This is a genomic window from Streptomyces sp. NBC_00237, from assembly GCF_026342435.1.
Classification (GTDB): Bacteria; Actinomycetota; Actinomycetes; order Streptomycetales; family Streptomycetaceae; genus Streptomyces.
Genome location: NZ_JAPEMT010000005.1, coordinates 82,440 through 100,463, shown reverse-complemented (window position 1 = coordinate 100,463; position 18,024 = coordinate 82,440). Strand labels below are relative to the sequence as shown.

Sequence of the window (18,024 nt, the reverse complement as noted above, 5' to 3'; positions counted from 1 at the left end):
GAAGGGGCCCTTACGCGCCCGCCCTAAGCACCCGCCGCCCGCACCGCTTCCCCGTGCTGCGCCGCCAGATCCCGGTACATCAGGGCGTTGACCTTGATGCCCTCGCGCTCCTCCTCGGTCAGCTCGCGGCGCACCTTCGCCGGTACGCCCGCGACCAGCGACCCCGGCGGCACCACCATGCCCTGCGGCACCAGCGCCTGCGCGGCCACCAGCGAGCCCGCGCCGATCACCGCGCCGTTGAGCACGGTCGCCCCCATCCCCACCAGCACGTCGTCCTCGACGGTGCAGCCGTGCAGCACGGCGTTGTGGCCGACCGAGACGCGCTCCCCCACGGTCACCGGGAAGCCCGGGTCGACGTGCACGGTGCAGTTGTCCTGGATGTTGGAGTCGGCGCCCAGCACGATCGGGCCGCAGTCGGCGCGGAGCACCGCGTGGTACCAGACGCTGGCCCCCTCGGCGAGGGTCACGTCGCCGACGACCACCGAGGTCGGGGCGGCGAAGGCGCCCGCCGCGAGCTTCGGCTGCCGACCGCCGACGGCCATGACCAGCGCACCCTGAGAGCTACCGCTGCCGCTGTGACCTGCTGTTTCAGTCATCGTGTGTTCCTCGTCCGCTGTCGGGTCCTGCCGCGCCGCTGTCCTTGCCCGGCACCGTAGACGACCGGGGGCGGACACGGCGGGGCGGGGCCTCCTACGCAGTGGCCGACGTGAGTGCCGCGAGCAGGTGGTCCGCGTACTTCTTGTCGATGGTCGCCCCGGAGGCCAGCCGCACCTGCACGACGAGTGCCGCGATGCGGGTGTTGCGCAGCAGCGGTCTGTTCCAGTCCCGGCGCAGGCCCGCGAGCCGGTCGAGGAGGCCGCGTTCGGTGAGGCGTCCGGTGATACGCCGGTCGGCCACGGCGTCGCGGACGGACGCCGTGAGGGTGTCCGGGCCGAGGGCCCTGTGGTCGGGACGGCGTACGGTCGCCGTGACCGGGCCCTCGACGCGTTCGCCCCGGTTCTCGAAGGTGGTCTCGGCCGCACCGTCCTTCACCTGGAACGGCACCCAGTCGTGCACCGTGAGCGCCCCGGGACGCACACCGTCGACGCGCAGTCCGTAGCCCCGCCCGTCGCCGAGCCGGGTGGTGGCCCACAGGCCCTTGGCCCAGGCGGGGGCGGGGGTGGCACCGCCGGTCCGCAGCTCGTTGGGGGCGTCCGTGGCCGGGGCGGCGGGGGTGCCGTCGTAGGCGCTGGACGTACCCGTGACGGGGAGGGTGGCTTCCGCGTCGTTCTGGACGACGACGTACGCGCCCGCCTTGACCTGGCCGTTTCCGTAGACGTACGAGGAGACGACGGCTCCGGTGCGCTTGTCGGTGCGGACCAGGACGAAGCGTCCGGCGAGCTTCATGCCGTCGACGTCGCGGACCGTGACGTCGTCGCTGACGTACACGGTGTCGCGGTGGCGGTCGGTCTCGGTGCGGACGACCGTGGTCATCGCGTCGCCCTGGTAGCCGGTCTCGAAGGCCGAGGACGTCAGCTGCGGCTGCTGGCCCTCGCGCCAGGTGTCGTAGACGGCTCCGTAGGTCGTGGTGGCGTCCGGGGTGACCAGGGAGCGGCGCTGGAAGTGCCAGTTGGGGAAGTCGTTCTTCCGGGGGATCTCGTTGGCGGTGCGGCGCAGGGTGGGGGTCTTGGAGAAGATCACCTCGTCGCCCTCGGTGCCGTTGACGAAGGCGCGCACTCCGGTGCCGGTGCGGTCGCCGGTCCAGGTGAAGGAGAGATCCTTCGCTCCGTCGCCGACCTTCGGGGCCTTCATCAGGTCGCGGTCCTCGGCGAGGCCCTCGTCGTGGCCGGAGGCCGCGTAGTAGTCCTTGACCGTCGCGCCGCCGTCCTTGAGCGGGAGGGCCGTGTCGAGGGTGTTGTCCTCGTCCTCGGACGCCCGCAGGAACCACTGGTGCGCGTCGCCGCCCTTGAGCCGGGAGAGCTCCACGGTGTACGGGCGGCCGCCGGGCACCTGGATCACGGCGAGCAGCCGCCGCTTGACCTCGGCCTTGTCGGACGCGGGACCCGGCTCGCTCGCCTCGACGAGCTGGACCTGCTTGCCCGAGCGCGCCCCGTCGTCGTACGCGAGGAGGGCGGCCCGGGTGGGCAGTGCGTCGGCGCACTCCTGCGGCGTGGCCGAACGGGACCAGATCCAGGGGGTGTTGTGGGCGGGGGTGTCCATGTGCCAATACCGGTTGTTGTCCGGCTTGACCGGGTAGCCCTGGTCGGGCAGCACCTCCATGCCGGAGCCCCAGAGGTTCAGCGAGAGGTGGCTGCCGTGGCCGTGTCCTGCCTTGTAGGGCAGGCCCTCGCTGTACTGCGGGAGCATCAGGCCCGCGTGCGTGGCGTCCTTGGTGTTCCCGGCGGTGAGGCCGAAGTAGCCGTAGTGGTATTGCTCGACGTTGCGGAGGTACTCCGGTCTGATCGGGTCGTCGGCGACCGCCTGGTCGGCGGGCAGGAAGTGGGTGTCGTTGAGGGTGATCGGCGCGCCGTCCGGGTAGCGCAGTTCCTCGCCGGGGCGGTCGGTCTTGGCGAAGACCGGATAGCGCTTCGGGATCAGGTCGGTGCGGGCGAGCTTCAGCCCGTACGTCGTGTCCGCGTAGCCCGCCGGGTCGCTGAAGTTGTCGGCGAGGAGCTGGAAGGCGCCCCGGCCGAAGACGGCGACCTGGTCGTGGTAGGAGACGGAGCCCTCCTCCCAGTTGCCGTCGGCGAAGAACTGCTCGCCGCTGAACATCCGGTCCGCCATGGGCAGTACGTGCCGGATCAGGTCAGGGTCGCCGAGTACGGAGGCGACGCCGAACGCGTAACGGAAGCCGTACACCTCGATGTTGTGCTGGCCCACGGTCCGGTGGTCGGCGAGGTTCACAAAGGTGACGACGGTGTCGCGCAGCCACTTCTCGACGGCGGCCCGGCTCTCGGGCGTCCAGTCGGGGGCGTCGTGGACGAGGTCGTACGCGCGGACGGCGTTGAAGGGGATGGTGTTCTTCGACCAGGAGGCGTGCACGTACGGGACCTGGTCGTAGCCCTCGGCGAAGGCGGTCAGGCCGAGAACGGCGCGGCGCTTGTCCTCGGTGCCGCCGAGTTCGGCGAAGCGCCTCAACTGGGCTTCGAACTCCGGGTGTTGATCGAGTCCCGTACGGGAGGCGGCGGACTTCCGCGCTTCCGCGAGGTACATGGCCTCGTCGGCGGTGGCGAGTGCGCCGAGCTTCTCGCGCTTGGCGTCGGCGGACTCGGCGGCGATGCCGTTCCAGTCGGCCAGGCCCATCATGTTCTGCGGGTTGTTCAGGGGGTGCTGGACACGGCTGCTGGGGTACTTCCCGCCGACCCGGTCGGGCCGGAGCTCGGGCGCGTACGCACTGTCGGCCCACACCGTGCCGGGGCCCGCGTACGTCAGCTCGACGCGCAGGGAGTCGGCGCCGTCGGGGATCGGCACGTTGTGGGAGAGGAGGTGGAAGTCGGCTCGCTCCTGGTCGAGGGCCCTGTACGCGTACCGGATCTCCTTCCGGTCCGGGCCGATGACCGGCCTGCCGCCGGACAGCGGGGTGTACGCGACCTCGAAGACGCTCTGCTTGCACGTGACACCGGCGAGCTTGGCCCACACCTCGGAGCGGTAGACCCGGCGGGTGGTCACGGGGAAGTCCCGGCGGAAGCGGCCCTGCTGTCCGGCCTTCGCGTCGATGCGCAGCGTGGGCCTGCCCGCGTGCCGGGTCTGCTCGTCGAGGGCGAGGCCGGGGGTGCCGGAGAGCGGGACGCGGGTCCAGCCGCCGACCGGGGCGAGGTCTCCGGCCCAGTCGATCCGCAGGTCGTCCAGGAAGTAACTGCCGACCGCGCCGTCGGCCATCGGCTCCACGCTCAACTGGGCTGCTCCGGCAGGGACTTCGACGTACACCTCAACGCGGCTCCAGGTGCTGGTGCCGGTGGCGGCGCCCACGTACCGGAGGGAACCGGCGCCGGTGCCGCTCGCCGTCTTGAACTGGACGCGGACGCTCGCCCGGCCGCCCGACAGGCCCTGGGCGCGGACCTGTGCGGAGACCTTGATCCAGCCGCCGTCGGCGCTGGGCAGCTTCGCCCTCTGGGTGACGGCGACGCGGTCGTCGGGGCTGTCGGTGCGCAGTTCGACGGAGCGCGCTCCTTCGGTGGCGTCGTCGGAGGAGAGCACCTGGCCGTCACCGGCGGGCTTCCAGACGCCCCACCCCTCGGGGGCGCCCGAGGTGAAGGACTCGAAGCCGCCGTTGACGACGAGGGGGTCCTCGGCGGACGCGGCGGGGGCGACGGCCGTGAGGCCGGTGGTCAGCGCCGCCAGGGTGATGGACGCGGCGACCGTTCTGCGAGCGGGCACACTCGTCTCCTTTGACGAGAAGGGGATGGGGGGACGTGCCGTGGAGCCAGCTGCGGTGGTGCCGACTGCCGTGTCGTGGAGGGGTGTTACTTGCCGGAGCCCAGCGTCATGCCCTCGATGATCCGGCGGCCCAGCCAGAGGTAGACAAGCAGCAGGGGCAGCACGACCAGGCCGATCGCGGCGAACAGGCCGCCCCAGTCCGCGCCGCTGAACTGCACGCGGGACATGAAGCCGAGGAGGGCGAGCGAGAGGGTCTGCTGCTGCGGGTCCTGGAGGAAGATCATCGCGAGCATGCCCTCGCTCCAGTGGCCGATCACGTTGAGGATGACGAGGGTGACGATGCCGGAGCGGGCCAGCGGCAGCATGATCTGCCAGAACGTCCGCCAGGGGGTGGCCCCGTCCAGGGCGGCGGCCTCTTCCAGCTCGGCCGAGAGGCTGCGGAAGAAGGCGGTGAGGAAGAAGACGGCGAAGGGGACGGACGTCGCGACGTAGACGAGGATGAGTCCGCCGAGGCTGTTGACCAGGCCGATCTGCGACATCGCCACGAACAGCGGCAGCATGATCGCCTGGATCGGGATGCCGAGGCCCATCGCCATGAAGGAGGTCAGCCCGTTCGCGGAGCGCGCCCCGAACCGGCTGAGCGCGTAGGCGGCGGGGGCCGCGACGGCGACCGTGCCGATCGCGGTGGCGGCCACGACGAGGAGCGTACGGAGGATGGCCGGGCCGAAGTCGCCGACCTCCCAGGCGCGGGCCCAGTTCTCCAGCTGCCAGTTCTCGGGCAGCCCGAACGGCGTCGCGAAGATCTCCCGGGCGGTCTTGAAGGACGACAGCGCCATCCAGACGAGGACGAGGAGGTCGAAGGCGACCATGGCCCAGACGACGGTATGGACGACGTGCTGGAGGCGTGGCCGCTGGAACTTCCGCCGGGGGGCCGGGGTGAGCACGGGGCGGGGCAGTGCGGGGTTGGCCATGGGTCAGAACTCCAGGGACTCTCGACGCGTGAGGCGGCGGGTCAGCACGATGAGCAGGACGATCAGGACGAGCGTCACGACCGTGGCCGCGGCGGACGCGCCGAACCTGGCCACGCCGGTCGGCTGGAACGCCTCGGCGTAGGCGTACAGGGACAGCGTCCAGGACTTGGTGGTCGGGGTGGATCCGGCGGCGCCCGCGAAGACGTAGATGAACTCGAAGATCTTGATGGCGCTGATCACCCAGAGGGTGGCGCTCACCGCGACGGCGTCCCACATCATCGGCAGGGTGACGTGGCGGAACTTCTGCCAGGCGTTGGCGCCTTCGAGGTCGGCGGCCTCGTAGAGGGTGATCGGGATGCGGTCCACGGCGGCCATCAGGATGGTCGTGTAGAAGCCGGTGTTGATCCAGACCAGGCCGACGCAGATGACGTAGAAGAGGTTGTCGTCGGCGAGCCAGCGGGGCGGGGCGTCCAGGCCGAGCGCGCCCATCACCTTGTTGATCAGGCCGTCCGCCTGGAAGAGGAAGCCCCAGAGGATGGAGATCGCGAGGGCGGACACCGCGTTCGGGAAGAAGATCACCGCGCGGACGAACTTCCGGCCCGCCATCTCGCGCAGCACCGTGGTGAAGAAGAAGCTGAGCAGGAAGGTGCCGAAGCCGACGCCGAAGAGGATCAGCAGGGTGTTGCCGAAGGACGAGGCGAAGACGTCGTCGTACCAGAGGCGCCGGTAGTTGTCGAAGCCCACCCACTCGACGGGTCCTGACCCGGCCCACTTGGCGAAGGAGAGAACGAGCGTGAAGACCGTCGGGGCGACGACGGCCACCGCGTAGAGGAAGAACGCCGGGCCGACGAAGGGGACGAAGAGGCGTCGGCGGCCTCGTTCGAGCGGGCTGGCCGTGTCGTCCTTCTTCTCCCTTTCCCTCTTCGGCGGTACGTCTTCCCCCTTCGGCGGTACGTCGACGACGGCGCCGGGGGGCGCGGCGGCCGGGTCGGGCAGGGCCCGGGGCGGTGCGGCGGACGCCTGGGGATCCTGGACCTCGGCGGAGGCGGTGCTCATCAGCCGTTGGCCTTCCACCAGTTGACGGTGCTCTTCTTCAGCTCGGCGACGTAGTCGGCGGCGCTGATCCGTCCCGAGATGATCTTCTTGCTGAGCGGCTGGGCGATCTTGGTCTCCCAGTCGGACATGCCTTCCGCGCCGTCCTGGCTGACGTGGATCGCGCCCGCGTCCTTCAGCGCCTTCTGCGGGCCCTGGAGGTCCTTGACCGAGGTGACGTCCTGGCGGACGGTGATGGACTTCTCCTCGGTGGCGAGGCGGTCCATCCACTTCTTGCCGAGGAAGAACTGGATGAACTTCTCCGCGGCGACGCCGTTCCTGGCCTTCTTCGGAATGCCGTAGCCGTAGAGGCTGGCCTGCTCCGAGTCGTGACCGGCGGCCGTCTTCGGGAACGGGAAGGAGCCGTACTCGAAGTCCTTGCCCGCGATCTCGCCGGTCTCGGACGGGCCCCAGGTGCCCATGTAGAGGAGGTCGGCCTTGTTCTGCGCCCACTTCTGCTGGATCGCGGGAAACTTGCTCGCGTCCCAGCCGTCGACGAAGTACTTCCCCCTGCCGATCCTCTCGGCGTTCTGCGCGGCCTTGAGGACCTCGGGCTTGTCGAAGCCCGCACCCGTCTTGTCCTCCAGGACCGTCTTCCAGTTACCCGCGCCCAGTTCGCGGATCATCAGGGTCGAGACCCACTGGTCGACGTAGGCGAGGATGTCGCCGTCGAGGGCGAGCGGGGCCCTTCCGGCAGCCTTGCGCTGGTCAAGGAGGGCGATGAACTCGTCGAAGGTCTTCGGCGGGTGGGCCGCGACGTCCGGGAGCTGCTTCTTGTTGAAGAAGACCTGCCAGGTCTGCACGTTGGTGGGGATCAGATAGGTGTGTCCTTCCTTGTCCTTGACCAGGTCCTGGTACGCCCGGGGAACGGTCTCGCCGACGGTCTTCGTCTCGCCGGTGACCTTCGCGTCGTACACGGCGGACAGGTCGCGGGCGTTGCCGGTGGCGGCGAGGGTGTCGCGGATCTTGAACTGGCTCTGGTCGACCAGGTCGGCGGCGACGTTGCCGCCGACCAGCGTCGGCTGGAGCTTGTTGAGGACCTCACGGCCCTGGAAGATCAGCTCGACCTTGATGCCGGTCTCCTGGGTGAAGGCGGCGACCGCGTCCTTGATGACCTGGGCGCGCGGCTCGTCCTCCTTGTACATCGACCAGTAGGTGAACTCCTTGGTCTCCGCGTCGCCGCCGGTGCTGCTCGCACCGCCGCAGGCGGAGAGGGCCAGGGTCAGGGCGGCTACGGCGACGAGTGCCGTGCTCGTGGTCGTGGTACGAAGTCTCATGTGGGACACCACCGTTCTCGGGCGCACGTTCTCGGGCGCCGAAGGAGGACGAGCTGGGGAAGGAAGGAATGCCCGGATTCTGTTGCCGTCGCTGCACTAAGGTCAAGGCATTCGTACGAATGAATTTTCCGTTACCGGCTCGATACATACCCTTGAAGGTGCAGTGAACGCCCTGGACGCCCCCCTTGGAGCCCTTATGTCCGTCCGTCAGTCGTCGGTTTCTCGTCGGGAGACCTCCCTTGTCCATCGGGAGACCTCCCTCGTCCGTCGGGAGATCCGATGACCGCCCCTGAACGCCCCGCCGCACGTGGGGAGAAGTTCCGCCGCCTCGCCGAAGAACTGCGCCGAGGCGTGGCCGAGTTGCGCTGGCCCGACGGCCGCCTGCCCACCGAGCAGCAGCTCGCCAAGGAGCAGGGCGTCAGCCTGAACACGGTGCGCCGGGCGGTTGACCTGCTGGTCGCGGACGGCCTGGTCTACCGGCGGCAGGGCTCGGGCACGTACATCGCCGAAGACACCGCCGAACGCGCGGGCACCCCGGGCACCGCGTCCGGGCCGGGCCCCGTGGTGGGCATCTGCGTGCCCTCGATGACGTACTACTACCCCCGGGTCATCGCCGCGATCGAGGCCGAGCTGACCCGTGGCGGCGCCCAGATGATGATCCGCAGTACGGGTTACGACGCAGGTCAGGAGCGGTCCGCCATCGACGGCATGCTGGCCGCCGGGGCGACCGGGCTGCTGCTCGTGCCGGAGCTGGAGCCGGGCGCCGACCCGATGCGCCAACACGACGCGATCGAGTCCCTCGGGGTGCCGGTGGTGATGGTGGAGCGGCGTTTCGCGACCGCCGCCGACCACCATGAATTCGTCTGCTCGAATCATTCCGCCGGGGCGTACGTGGCGGTGCGCCACCTGGTCTCGCTCGGCCACACCCGCATCGGCTACCTCCAGCGGGACAGCCCGTACCACGCCGACGCCGTCGCCACCGGGTTCCGTGAGGCGCTGGTGGACTCGGGGCTCGACCTGGCGGACGCGCCGCACGCGGGCCGGGGCCGGTGGGACGCCCCGGATGCGGACGTCTTCCTGGACGAGCTCCTCGCGGCGGGTGCGACGGCGGCGGTCTGCTTCGCGGACCGGGAGGCGGCGCTGCTCGTCTCGGCGGCGAGACGGCGCGGACTCTCGGTGCCGGGGGACCTCTCGCTGGTCGGGTACGACGACGAGGTGGCGGAGCTGTCGGAAGTGCCGCTGACGGCGGTCTCGCCCGCGAAGGCCGAGGTCGGACGGCTCGCGGCGCGTACGCTGCTGCGCCGGATCGAGGACCCGACGGCACCGGTGGTGCAGCAGTTGGTGGTGCCCCGGCTGGTGGTACGGGACTCGACGGGGCCGGTGGGCTGAGGGGTTGGCGGGCGGCTGGACGGGGGAGGTCAGGGGTTCGTGCGTGCGATTCATTCCTTCTAATGGGTTGTATTCAGGGGTTGAATTCGCGAGGGTGGTGGCTCAGCCCCCCGGACCAGCGAGGTAGTCATGCCCCCAGCAGTGCCCCCCACAGGTGCCGTACGGCTCGGACTCGTCGGCGCGGGAGGCGCTGCCCGGCTGCACGCGGAGGCCGCGCTCGCACTGCCCGACGAGGCGCGGGTGGCCGCGGTCCACGACATCGCCGAGGACCGCGCCCGCTCCCTCGCGGACCTCACGGGCGCCAAGGTCACCACCGGTTACGCGCAGATGCTGGACGAGGGCCTGGTGGACGCGCTGGTGGTGTGCACCCCGCACGCCCTGCACGTGGAGCCCGCGCTCGCCGCGGCGCGCGCCGGGATTCCCGTACTGCTGGAGAAGCCGATGGCGACCACGCTCAGCGATTGTGACGTGGTGTCAGATGCCTTTGGGGAGGCGGACGTTGCGCTCTTCCTTGGTCACATCCAGCACTATCTGCCGCTCACCACCGCCGCTCAGCAGGCGGTGCGCGGCGGGCTGATCGGTGCTCCCGTCTCGGTCGTCGACCGCCGGGCCACCGACTACCGGCCCGGCCACCGGCCCGCGTGGTTCTTCGATCCGGAACTCGCGGGCGGCGGCGCGGTGATGAACATCGGGGCGCACTGCGTGGACCGGGTCACCTGGATCACCGGCGCCCGCCCGCTGCGGGTCGACGCGCGGATCGTGCGCCGCGATGTGCCGGTGGAGACGGAGGGGCTGCTGCACCTGGAGCTGGAGGGCGGCATACGGGCGACGGTCTCGGTGACGGCGGGTGCGCTCTCCGACCTCGACGAGTTCGAAATCACGGGTGAGAAGGGCACGTTGCGCGCCTCGAAGGCCAAGGGGCTGTGGCTGGCGGCGGGTTCGGGAGATGCTGTGGAGCTGCGTGCTCCTGCCGACATCACCGCGGACGTGGCGATCGCCTTCCGCGACCAGCTGCGCGACTTCACCGCTGCGGTGCGGGGCGAGCGCGCTCCGGCGGTGGGGGCCCGCACCGGGCGCGACGTGGTCGCCACGGTGCTCGCGGCTTATGCCTCGGCGGCGCTCGGCAAGCCACAGCCCGTGTCGCGGTCCGCGGAGCAGCAGGACCCCTTCCCCAGCGCCTCGGGCACGCCTGCCACCGCCTGAATCCGGGGACCCTCCCCCAGCCCCCTTGGGTTGGGCGGCACGCCAGCCACCCATCCCCCTTGGGCGACGGCCAGCCACCCAGTCCCCATGGGCGGCGGGGCCGCACGCCCCGCCGCCTTTGGCGCCTCCGCCTAGCCTCCTTGAGCGGCGGGGTCGTTGCCTAGGCCCCCTTGGGCTCCGCCCTCCGCCTCCCTCGCCTCCTTGGGCGGCGGGGCCGCCCCCGGGGGCGGAACGGGCGGGCAAGGGGGCGGCACCCTTCGCTCCGGGCCCACCCCGGAGCCGCCCGCCGTTACCTCCGCCTATGGGTGCGCCCCACCCTGGTGCCGTCCGCCCGGCCTCAGCCGATGAGTGCGCCGCACCCGGGTGCCTGCGGCGCTGCCCCAGTCCCGCCCCTTCGCCTCAAGCGCTCGGCCGCGCGGCTCGGTGGGTGGCTGGTCGCGCAGTTCCCCGCGCCCCTAACGGGGCGCGTCCGCGCGGCGGAGCCGCACAGTGACACAGCCCCGCGCCCCTGAAGGGCACGCTCCGCAGCCCCTCCCAGCGACAAAGCCCCCACCCTCACGACGCCACCGAAACCTCCACCCGCTCAGACTCCGCCTTCTCCGCCTCCATCTTCGCCGCCGCCTTCTTCGCCCGGTTCTTCAGCACCAGCATCGACCCGATCCCGAAGACCACCGCCAGCAGCAGCCCCAGCCACGAGAAGCGCTTCAGCCACGCCTCCGCGACGACACCCACGGAGTAGATGACGGCGGTCGTGCCGCCCGCCCAGACGATGCCGCCCAGCACGTTGGCGATCAGGAACTTCCAGTACGGCATGCGCAGCACCCCCGCGAGCGGCCCCGCGAAGATCCGCAGCAGCGCCACGAAGCGGCCGAAGAAGACCGCCCACATGCCCCACTTCTGGAACGACCGCTCCGCCATCGCGATCTGCGCCTCCCCGAAGTGCTTCGGGAACTTCCCGCCCATCCAGGCGAGCAGTGGCCTGCCTCCCCTGCGCCCGATCGCGTAACCGATCGAGTCTCCGATGATCGCGCCCGCCGAGGCACACGCGCCCAGGATGTACGGGTCGATCTCCCCGTGCTGGGAGGCGAGCAGGGCCGAACTGACGAGGACGATCTCACCGGGCAGCGGAATGCCGAGGCTCTCCACACCGATGACCACCCCCACCAGGATGTAGATGCTGACCGCAGGCACGGTCTCCAGCCATTCCTGGACGTGCAAAGCCGGTTCCTCCGTCGTACATGGATCTCGTCGTACGTAGATCACTGGGGATTTCTGGCGCTCAAGCAAACTGCCCGGCCCGCGCCCCGAAGGCGCACGCCGGGCAGCCTACCCCCCTGTTCGGGCCGTGGCGGCTGCGTCCCAGAGGTCGCCCTGGCGGTTGGTTGTGACCTTCCCGGGGAGCACCGCTTCGGGCGAAGGAGCCCCCATCGCGACCCCCATGGCGCGCCGCCCGCCCCTGCGGGCGGGGTGACGCCCCCTCATACGAAAGGGCGGCGGTCCACCTCCGCCGAGGTGGACCGCCGCCCTGCCGAAAAGCCGTTACAGGTCTCCCTGTTGAGGCTGGTGGACCTACTTGTTGGGACGCAGCGTCCACACAACGGTCATCTCGCCGGTCACCGCACCGTCCTCCCGGGTGATCGCGATCTCGACCGGGAACTCGGGGCGCTCGCCCGCGTCCAGCTCCGCGACGACGTCGGCGATCGGACGGCCGAGCGTGGCGGTCGCGGTGACCACGCCCATCGCCAGCTTCTTGTAGCCGATCTCCGCCTTGACGGCCAGCGGCACCGCGCGCGTCAGCTGGTCGCCGAACGCCGCGATCACGATCGCGCCGCTCGCGGACTCGGCGAGCGTGAACATCGCTCCGGCGTGCGGTCCACCGACGTGGTTGTGGTAGTCGGCCTGGTCCGGCAGGCGGACGACGGCACGCTCGGCGGTGGTCTCCAGGAATTCCAGACCCAGCGTGCGGGCCATCGGCACTGTGGCGGCGAGCATCTCGCCGACGGACTTCTGATCTACGCTCATGGCCGTGATGTTACCCACGGGTAGGCATGCTTGGCCATCCCCTCCCGCCCCCGGTTCCCCTGCCCCGGGGCCGAACCCTTCACCGTCCCTCCAGGGGCGACTGTGGCCCCTGTGCCACCACCCCTCTATGGTTACTGGCCATGTGGCCAGGACAGCAGCCGCCCGGGGGCGAGCAAAACCCGCAGGACCAGAATCAGAACCCGTACCAGCAGCCGGGGTACCCGACGACGCCTCCGCCCGGCCAGCCGCCGGCCGGCGGGCCGCCCATGACCCCTCCGCCGGGGCAGCCGCCGACGCCGCCGCCCGGCGGCTACCAGCAGCCGGGCTACCAGCAGCCCGCTCCGGGCTACGGATACCCGGCGCACCCGTCGGCTCCGACGCCCCCGCCGGGCGGCTACCAGGAGCCGTACACGGTGCCGATGCAGGCGGGACCTGCCGGGCCCGGCGGCCCGGACGGCCCGGCGGGCGACCGTAAGAAGACGATCATCACCGCGGCGATCGCGGGCACGGTGGTCGTCGCCGCCCTCGCCGTCACCGGCATCTTCGTCCTCAAGGACGACAAGGGCGAGGAGCCCAAGCAGGTCGCCGCCCCGAAGGCGACCCGGACGGCTCCCCCGGCGGGCGGGGACTCCGCGCCCGCCACCACCGACCCGAGCGCACCCGCGCCGGGCGCGGGCGGCACGGACAACCCGCGTGGCGGCGCCGCTCCCACGGCGACCGTTCCCGGCTGGAAGGTCGTCCTCAACCCCAAGCACGGGACCGTCTTCGACGTGCCGCCGGAGTGGGACGTCCAGAAGTCGAGCGTGCTCATCGGCTTCGAGGACGCCAAGGACCCGTCGGGAGCGCCGATCGCCATCATGTCCGCGCCCGCCACGCTCAAGGAGCAGTGGTGCGTGACCGACGAGGACGGCGACGGCGACCAGGACAAGACCGCCCTCTCCCACGTGGGCACCACCGGCGGCGTCAAGGGCTCGAAGGACACCGCCGACGTCGCCAGGGGCCAGGCGGGCAACTGGGTCTTCGGCGGCTACGACCAGAAGCGCACCGGCAAGATCAACATCACGAAGGGCACGCCGTTCAAGACGGCCTCCGGCATCGAGGGCAGCATCTCGATCGGCACCGCAGTCGGCGTGAAGAAGGCCAACAAGTGCGCGACGGACGGCAAGTCGCTCGCCTTCGGCTTCAAGAACGCGCAGGGCGACTTCAAGACCTGGGTGTTCCACAGCGCCAAGGGCGTCAAGGAAGAGGTCCCGGACGCGACGGTCATGAAGATCCTGAGCACGCTCCGCCTGGCGCAGTGACGATCCGCCCGCCCCGCTGACGGGCGGGGGCCGCACGCGCGGGCCGTACACGTGGGCCGTACGCGTGGGCCGTACGCGCGGGCCGTACGACGGGTGTCCGCCCTCACACGACAGTGGGGCGGGCGCCCGTTCGCGCTCCGACGCTCCGACTCTCCGAGGCCCCTCACCCCACGCTGAAGGCCCCGTCCGGCGGCTCGGGCGAGGCCACCGCCTCGGCGTCCGGCACCGCCGCCGCCCGCCCGACGAAACGCACCAGTGCGTCCCCGTACTCGACCCTCGCCGGAAAGGCGTCGGACGCAGTGCGCCGGGCCAGCACCGCGGTGTCGAGCGGCTCCTGCGAAGCGACGAGCACCGCGTTCCCGAACCGGCGCCCCCGCAGCACCCCGGGCTCCGCGATCAGCGCGAGTTCCGCGAACTCCCCCCGGAACGTGGCGAGTTGCGACTTCAGGAAGCCAAAAGGCGCACCGTCCGCCAGATTGGCCACGTACACCCCGCCCGCCCGCAGCACCCGGGCCGCCTCCCTCGCGTACCCGACCGAGGTGAAGGCCGCCGGGACCCTGGACCCGCCGAACACGTCCGCGATCAGCACGTCGGCGGAGGCGTCCGCCGCCCCCTCCAGCCACCACCGCCCGTCCTGCCCGTGCACGGAGATCCCCGCGCCCTCGTCCGGCAACGGCAAGTGTTCGGCCACGAGTGCGAGCAGCCCCCGGTCGGCCTCGACGACGTCCTGCCGCGACCCGGGCCGGGTGGCGGCGACGTACCTCGGCAACGACAGCCCGCCGCCACCCAGATGCACGACGTCCAGGGCCGCCCCCTCCTCCCCGACACTGTCGACGACGTACGCGAGCCGCCGCGCGTACTCGAACTCCAGGTAGGTGGGCTCGTCCAGATCGACGTACGACTGCGGAGCACCGTCGACGGTGAGCAGCCAGGCACGCGGACGGTCGACGTCGGGCATCAGCTTGGCGGTACCGCCGTCGACGTCCCGGACGACCGGTACGGAAACATTCACCCGCACATTCTCCCCCGGACTCGACGGGTCCGTACCGACCGTGCGGACCCGTCGAGTCCGGTACGCAGCTCCGTACCGTCGACGGCGTCCCTGTCCGGGAAAACCGTTCGCCCCGCGCGGGCGGATCGGCAATGATCTGCGTCATGTTCCGGTACGCCTTCCTCGCAGCGCGGTCCGCAGTCGCGGACCCGCCGAAGGCTGCCGTCGCCGCACCCACTTCCGCGGCCATCGCCGCACTTCCCGAAAACCCCGCAGCAGTCGTCACTGCTGCCGCAGCGCCCTTCGACGGCGCCCGAAGCTGACCCTTCCCGGAGCGCGTCCGGCGGACCCCGTACGGGGAGGGTCGGCAGGCCCAGGGGGTCCACTCACGCTTCGCTTCACTTCGCAGAATCAGGGAATCCAGTCATGCCCAAGACGGCATACGTCCGCACCAAGCCCCACCTCAACATCGGCACCATGGGCCACGTCGACCACGGCAAGACGACCCTCACCGCCGCCATCACCAAGGTCCTCGCCGAGCGCGGCGCCACCACCTTCGTGCCCTTCGACCGCATCGACCGCGCCCCCGAGGAGGCGCTGCGCGGGATCACCATCAACATCAGCCACGTCGAGTACGAGACCGACACCCGCCACTACGCCCACGTCGACATGCCAGGACACGCCGACTACGTCAAGAACATGGTCACCGGAGCCGCCCAGCTCGACGGCGCGATCCTCGTCGTGTCCGCGGTCGACGGCATCATGCCGCAGACCGCCGAGCACGTCCTGCTCGCCCGCCAGGTCGGCGTCGACCACATCGTCGTCGCCCTCAACAAGGCCGACGCCGTCGCCGACGGCGAGGACGCGGTGCTCGCCGACCTCGTCGAGCTGGAGGTCCGCGAGCTGCTCACCTCCCACGGTTACGGCGGCGACGCCGTCCCCGTCGTACGCGTCTCCGGCCTCAAAGCCCTCGAAGGCGACCCCCGCTGGACCGCCTCCATCGAGGCACTGCTCGACGCGGTCGACACGTACGTGCCGATGCCCGAGCGCTACGTCGACGCACCGTTCCTCCTTCCTGTGGAGAACGTCCTCACCATCACCGGTCGCGGCACGGTCGTCACCGGAGCGATCGAGCGCGGCACCGTGCGGGTCGGCGACCGGGTGGAGGTGCTCGGCGCGGACATCGAGACCGTCGTCACCGGGCTGGAGACCTTCGGGAAGCCCATGGAGTCGGCCGAGGCCGGGGACAACGTCGCGTTGCTCCTGCGCGGAGTGCCGCGCGACGGGGTGCGCCGCGGCCACGTGGTGACGGCGCCCGGCAGTGTCACGCCCGCGCGGCACTTCACCGCGCAGGTGTACGTCATCGCGACGAAGGAGGGCGGCCGCTCGACTCCGATCGCCTCCGGCTACCGGCCGCAGTTCTACATCCGGACCGCGGACGTGGTCGGTGACGTGGACCTCGGCGAGGCGGCGGTCGCCCGGCCGGGCGACACCGTCACCATGACGGTCGAGCTCGGCCGCGACGTGCCCGTCGAAGCGGGCCTCGGCTTCGCGATCCGCGAGGGCGGGCGCACCGTGGGCGCGGGCACCGTGACCGAAGTCCTCGGTTAGGGGCCCACGGTCGGGGCCCTGATCTCCGCTTCCGGGAAGGTGCCCGGTCCGCATGCTGTGCTCCGGCGCACGCGGGCCGGGCACCTTCCTTCGGGGTCTTCAGAGGTGCTTCAGGGCCTCACGCACCGACAGCGGGGAGAGGGTGTCCCGGTGGGCCTCGACGAAGGCCCGTACGGCGGCCGGGTCGGTCTTCGCGTACTCGCGCAGGCACCAGCCGATGGCCTTGCGGACGAAGAAGTCGGGGTGGGCCGCCTGGCGCTCGCAGTAGGCGAAGAGCCGTCCGGTGTCGGTGGCGGTCTTGTACCGGAGCTGATGGAGGAGCGCGGTGCGGGCGACCCACAGGTCGTCGTCGCCGATCCACTCGTCCATGGCGGGCTTCAGCTTCGGATCGGCGGTCACGAGCGCTCCGACGACGTGCGCGGCGAGCAGGTCGACGGTGTCCCACCAGGGAGTGGTCGTGGTCAGGTGCCGGGCGGTCGCAAGGAAGCCGCTGGTCAGCCGGGTGGCGTGCGTGCGCAGGTAGTCGACGGCGAAGTAGTGGTACTCGCGTTCGGGGAGGGCCCAGCAGCGGAGGGCGACCGAGGTGCAGTCGGCCTCGTCGGGGCGCGGGGTCCCGGCGAGCACGGTGCGGGAGAGGGCGCGCCGCTCGGGGGTGGGGACGCCGAGGAAGGGGGCGACGTGCTTCATGTACGCGGCGGCCCGCGCGGCCCTGACCGGGTCGGCCGCACCGGGGTACGCGGCGGTGAGCCGCTCCATGACGGTGTCGGCGAGTGCGCTGGAGGGGCCGCCGTCAGCCGGACGGGCCAAGCGGGTCATGAGGTGCACATTACGGCGATCACACCCGTATGTCAGTTAGTCTCCCGGGATGTTCGACCACGCCACTGGGGCCACGGCCCGCACGGACGCACCGCACGCGGAATCCCCGTGCGCGGGCCGCCCCGACGCGGGCGGACCCGGCACGGACAGGTCCGGCACGGGCGGGCCCACCAGGGGCAGAGCGCGCGCCGACGCACCGGGCACGGGGGTGCCGCGCGCCTCGGTGCGCTTCGCCCGGGTGCTGCTGTCGCCCTGGGCGCGGCTGGCGCTGCTCCTGGTCGTGCTGGCGTCGGCGGCCACGGCCGTCCTGCTGTACGAGCCCCAGAAGATGCTGGCGGACGGCTGGCCGCCGCAGCTGGGCGGGGCCATGGCGGCGGTGCTCTTCGGGGTGGCGTACGGCCTGTGCACGGTCGCCTTCGTCCCGCGCCCGATCCTCAACCTGGCCGCGGGCGCCCTCTTCGGGACCGTTCTCGGCCTCACCACGTCCATCGGCGGCACGGTGCTGGGCGCGGGCATCTCCTTCGCGCTGGGCCGCTACCTGGGTCAGGACGCGCTGCGCCCCATGCTGCGCGGGCGGGTGCTGCTCGCGGCGGACGGGGTGCTGAGCAGACACGGCTTCCGGTCGATGCTGGCGATCCGCCTCTTCCCGGGGGTTCCTTTCGCGGCCGCGAACTACTGCGCCGCCGTGTCGCGCATGCGCTACCTCTCCTTCCTGACGGCGACCGGTCTTGGCTCGATCCCCAACACCCTGGCGTACGTCATAGCGGGCAGCGAGGCGTCGTCGCCGACGTCGCCCGCGTTCGTGATCTCGACGGGGTTCATCGTCGTGTCGAGCATCGCCGGGGTCGTGGTGGCCTGGCGCAAGAGGCACTCGATCGGGCGATCGGCGGGCGAGGCGGCTTCCGACACCGCGCAGGCGCGGGGAGCAGGGGCCGAGAAGACTCCCGTACTCCCCCTCTCGAACAAGTGAATTCCCGGCGGCGACACCGAGCCAC

The 18,024-nt window shown here is 71.3% G+C and carries 15 protein-coding genes; 6 read left to right on the top strand and 9 right to left on the bottom strand.

Features of this window, described 5'->3' with window-relative positions; all coding sequences use genetic code 11:
• Positions 1 to 23 precede the first annotated feature (23 nt).
• The 5 genes from OG897_RS36315 to OG897_RS36295 form a co-directional block, all read right to left on the bottom strand.
• Positions 24 to 596: a gamma carbonic anhydrase family protein gene (locus OG897_RS36315; RefSeq protein ID WP_266663929.1), complete on the bottom strand. Its 573-nt coding sequence runs from the start codon at positions 594 to 596 to the stop codon at positions 24 to 26.
• Between the two features lie 94 nt (positions 597 to 690).
• The gene (locus OG897_RS36310) at positions 691 to 4,356 is read right to left on the bottom strand and encodes a heparinase II/III family protein (RefSeq protein WP_266663927.1); all 3,666 of its coding nucleotides are present in this window, start codon (positions 4,354 to 4,356) and stop codon (positions 691 to 693) included.
• 86 nt (positions 4,357 to 4,442) lie between these two features.
• Complete coding sequence (locus tag OG897_RS36305) at positions 4,443 to 5,327, bottom strand: carbohydrate ABC transporter permease (protein WP_266663925.1); 885 nt, start codon at positions 5,325 to 5,327, stop codon at positions 4,443 to 4,445.
• A gap of 3 nt (positions 5,328 to 5,330) precedes the next feature.
• A complete protein-coding gene (locus OG897_RS36300) occupies positions 5,331 to 6,383 on the bottom strand; it encodes a carbohydrate ABC transporter permease (protein ID WP_266663923.1) in 1,053 nt (350 codons plus the stop codon).
• Positions 6,383 to 7,696, bottom strand: a complete 1,314-nt coding sequence (locus tag OG897_RS36295; RefSeq protein ID WP_266663921.1) for an ABC transporter substrate-binding protein — start codon at positions 7,694 to 7,696, stop codon at positions 6,383 to 6,385. The genes OG897_RS36300 and OG897_RS36295 overlap by 1 nt, the downstream gene beginning before the upstream one ends.
• Positions 7,697 to 7,975: 279 nt before the next feature.
• On the opposite strand from OG897_RS36295, the gene OG897_RS36290 reads away from it, so the two are divergent.
• Positions 7,976 to 9,085: a LacI family DNA-binding transcriptional regulator gene (locus tag OG897_RS36290; protein WP_266663919.1), complete on the top strand. Its 1,110-nt coding sequence runs from the start codon at positions 7,976 to 7,978 to the stop codon at positions 9,083 to 9,085.
• A gap of 141 nt (positions 9,086 to 9,226) precedes the next feature.
• Entirely contained in the window at positions 9,227 to 10,288 is a 1,062-nt protein-coding gene (locus OG897_RS36285) for a Gfo/Idh/MocA family protein (RefSeq protein WP_266663917.1), read from the top strand.
• Positions 10,289 to 10,843: 555 nt separating this feature from the next.
• Here OG897_RS36285 and OG897_RS36280 read toward each other — a convergent pair.
• A complete protein-coding gene (locus tag OG897_RS36280) occupies positions 10,844 to 11,506 on the bottom strand; it encodes a DedA family protein (RefSeq protein WP_266663915.1) in 663 nt (220 codons plus the stop codon).
• Positions 11,507 to 11,857: 351 nt separating this feature from the next.
• A complete protein-coding gene (locus tag OG897_RS36275) occupies positions 11,858 to 12,310 on the bottom strand; it encodes a DUF4442 domain-containing protein (protein ID WP_266663913.1) in 453 nt (150 codons plus the stop codon).
• Positions 12,311 to 12,576: 266 nt separating this feature from the next.
• On the opposite strand from OG897_RS36275, the gene OG897_RS36270 reads away from it, so the two are divergent.
• Positions 12,577 to 13,611 (top strand): hypothetical protein, encoded by a 1,035-nt coding sequence (locus OG897_RS36270; protein WP_323188153.1) that lies wholly within the window; start codon positions 12,577 to 12,579, stop codon positions 13,609 to 13,611.
• Between the two features lie 163 nt (positions 13,612 to 13,774).
• Here the strand turns inward: OG897_RS36270 and OG897_RS36265 are convergent, their stop codons facing one another.
• Entirely contained in the window at positions 13,775 to 14,623 is an 849-nt protein-coding gene (locus tag OG897_RS36265) for a spermidine synthase (RefSeq protein ID WP_266663909.1), read from the bottom strand.
• A 143-nt stretch (positions 14,624 to 14,766) separates the two neighbouring features.
• On the opposite strand from OG897_RS36265, the gene OG897_RS36260 reads away from it, so the two are divergent.
• Positions 14,767 to 14,925 carry a hypothetical protein gene (locus tag OG897_RS36260; protein ID WP_266663907.1) on the top strand — a complete coding sequence of 53 codons (159 nt, stop codon included), beginning with the start codon at positions 14,767 to 14,769 and terminating at the stop codon, positions 14,923 to 14,925.
• Positions 14,926 to 15,028: 103 nt separating this feature from the next.
• Positions 15,029 to 16,213, top strand: a complete 1,185-nt coding sequence (gene tuf / locus OG897_RS36255; protein WP_266663905.1) for an elongation factor Tu — start codon at positions 15,029 to 15,031, stop codon at positions 16,211 to 16,213.
• Between the two features lie 99 nt (positions 16,214 to 16,312).
• On the opposite strand, the gene OG897_RS36250 is transcribed toward tuf, so the two are convergent.
• Entirely contained in the window at positions 16,313 to 17,029 is a 717-nt protein-coding gene (locus OG897_RS36250; protein WP_266663903.1) for a DNA alkylation repair protein, read from the bottom strand.
• A gap of 49 nt (positions 17,030 to 17,078) precedes the next feature.
• Here OG897_RS36250 and OG897_RS36245 point away from each other — a divergent pair, with 49 nt between their 5' ends.
• Positions 17,079 to 17,999 carry a TVP38/TMEM64 family protein gene (locus OG897_RS36245; protein WP_266663901.1) on the top strand — a complete coding sequence of 307 codons (921 nt, stop codon included), beginning with the start codon at positions 17,079 to 17,081 and terminating at the stop codon, positions 17,997 to 17,999.
• Positions 18,000 to 18,024 lie beyond the last annotated feature (25 nt).

What these genes read in the sequence shown, in the direction of transcription:
- OG897_RS36315 (WP_266663929.1), bottom strand. Translation starts at nt 596, where the DNA reads ATGACTGAAACAGCAGGTCACAGCGGCAGCGGTAGCTCTCAGGGTGCG.
- OG897_RS36305 (WP_266663925.1), bottom strand. Translation starts at nt 5,327, where the DNA reads ATGGCCAACCCCGCACTGCCCCGCCCCGTGCTCACCCCGGCCCCCCGG.
- OG897_RS36300 (WP_266663923.1), bottom strand. Translation starts at nt 6,383, where the DNA reads ATGAGCACCGCCTCCGCCGAGGTCCAGGATCCCCAGGCGTCCGCCGCA.
- OG897_RS36295 (WP_266663921.1), bottom strand. Translation starts at nt 7,696, where the DNA reads ATGAGACTTCGTACCACGACCACGAGCACGGCACTCGTCGCCGTAGCC.
- OG897_RS36290 (WP_266663919.1), top strand. Translation starts at nt 7,976, where the DNA reads ATGACCGCCCCTGAACGCCCCGCCGCACGTGGGGAGAAGTTCCGCCGC.
- OG897_RS36275 (WP_266663913.1), bottom strand. Translation starts at nt 12,310, where the DNA reads ATGAGCGTAGATCAGAAGTCCGTCGGCGAGATGCTCGCCGCCACAGTG.
- OG897_RS36270 (WP_323188153.1), top strand. Translation starts at nt 12,577, where the DNA reads ATGACCCCTCCGCCGGGGCAGCCGCCGACGCCGCCGCCCGGCGGCTAC.
- OG897_RS36260 (WP_266663907.1), top strand. Translation starts at nt 14,767, where the DNA reads ATGTTCCGGTACGCCTTCCTCGCAGCGCGGTCCGCAGTCGCGGACCCG.
- tuf (WP_266663905.1), top strand. Translation starts at nt 15,029, where the DNA reads ATGCCCAAGACGGCATACGTCCGCACCAAGCCCCACCTCAACATCGGC.
- OG897_RS36250 (WP_266663903.1), bottom strand. Translation starts at nt 17,029, where the DNA reads ATGACCCGCTTGGCCCGTCCGGCTGACGGCGGCCCCTCCAGCGCACTC.
- OG897_RS36245 (WP_266663901.1), top strand. Translation starts at nt 17,079, where the DNA reads ATGTTCGACCACGCCACTGGGGCCACGGCCCGCACGGACGCACCGCAC.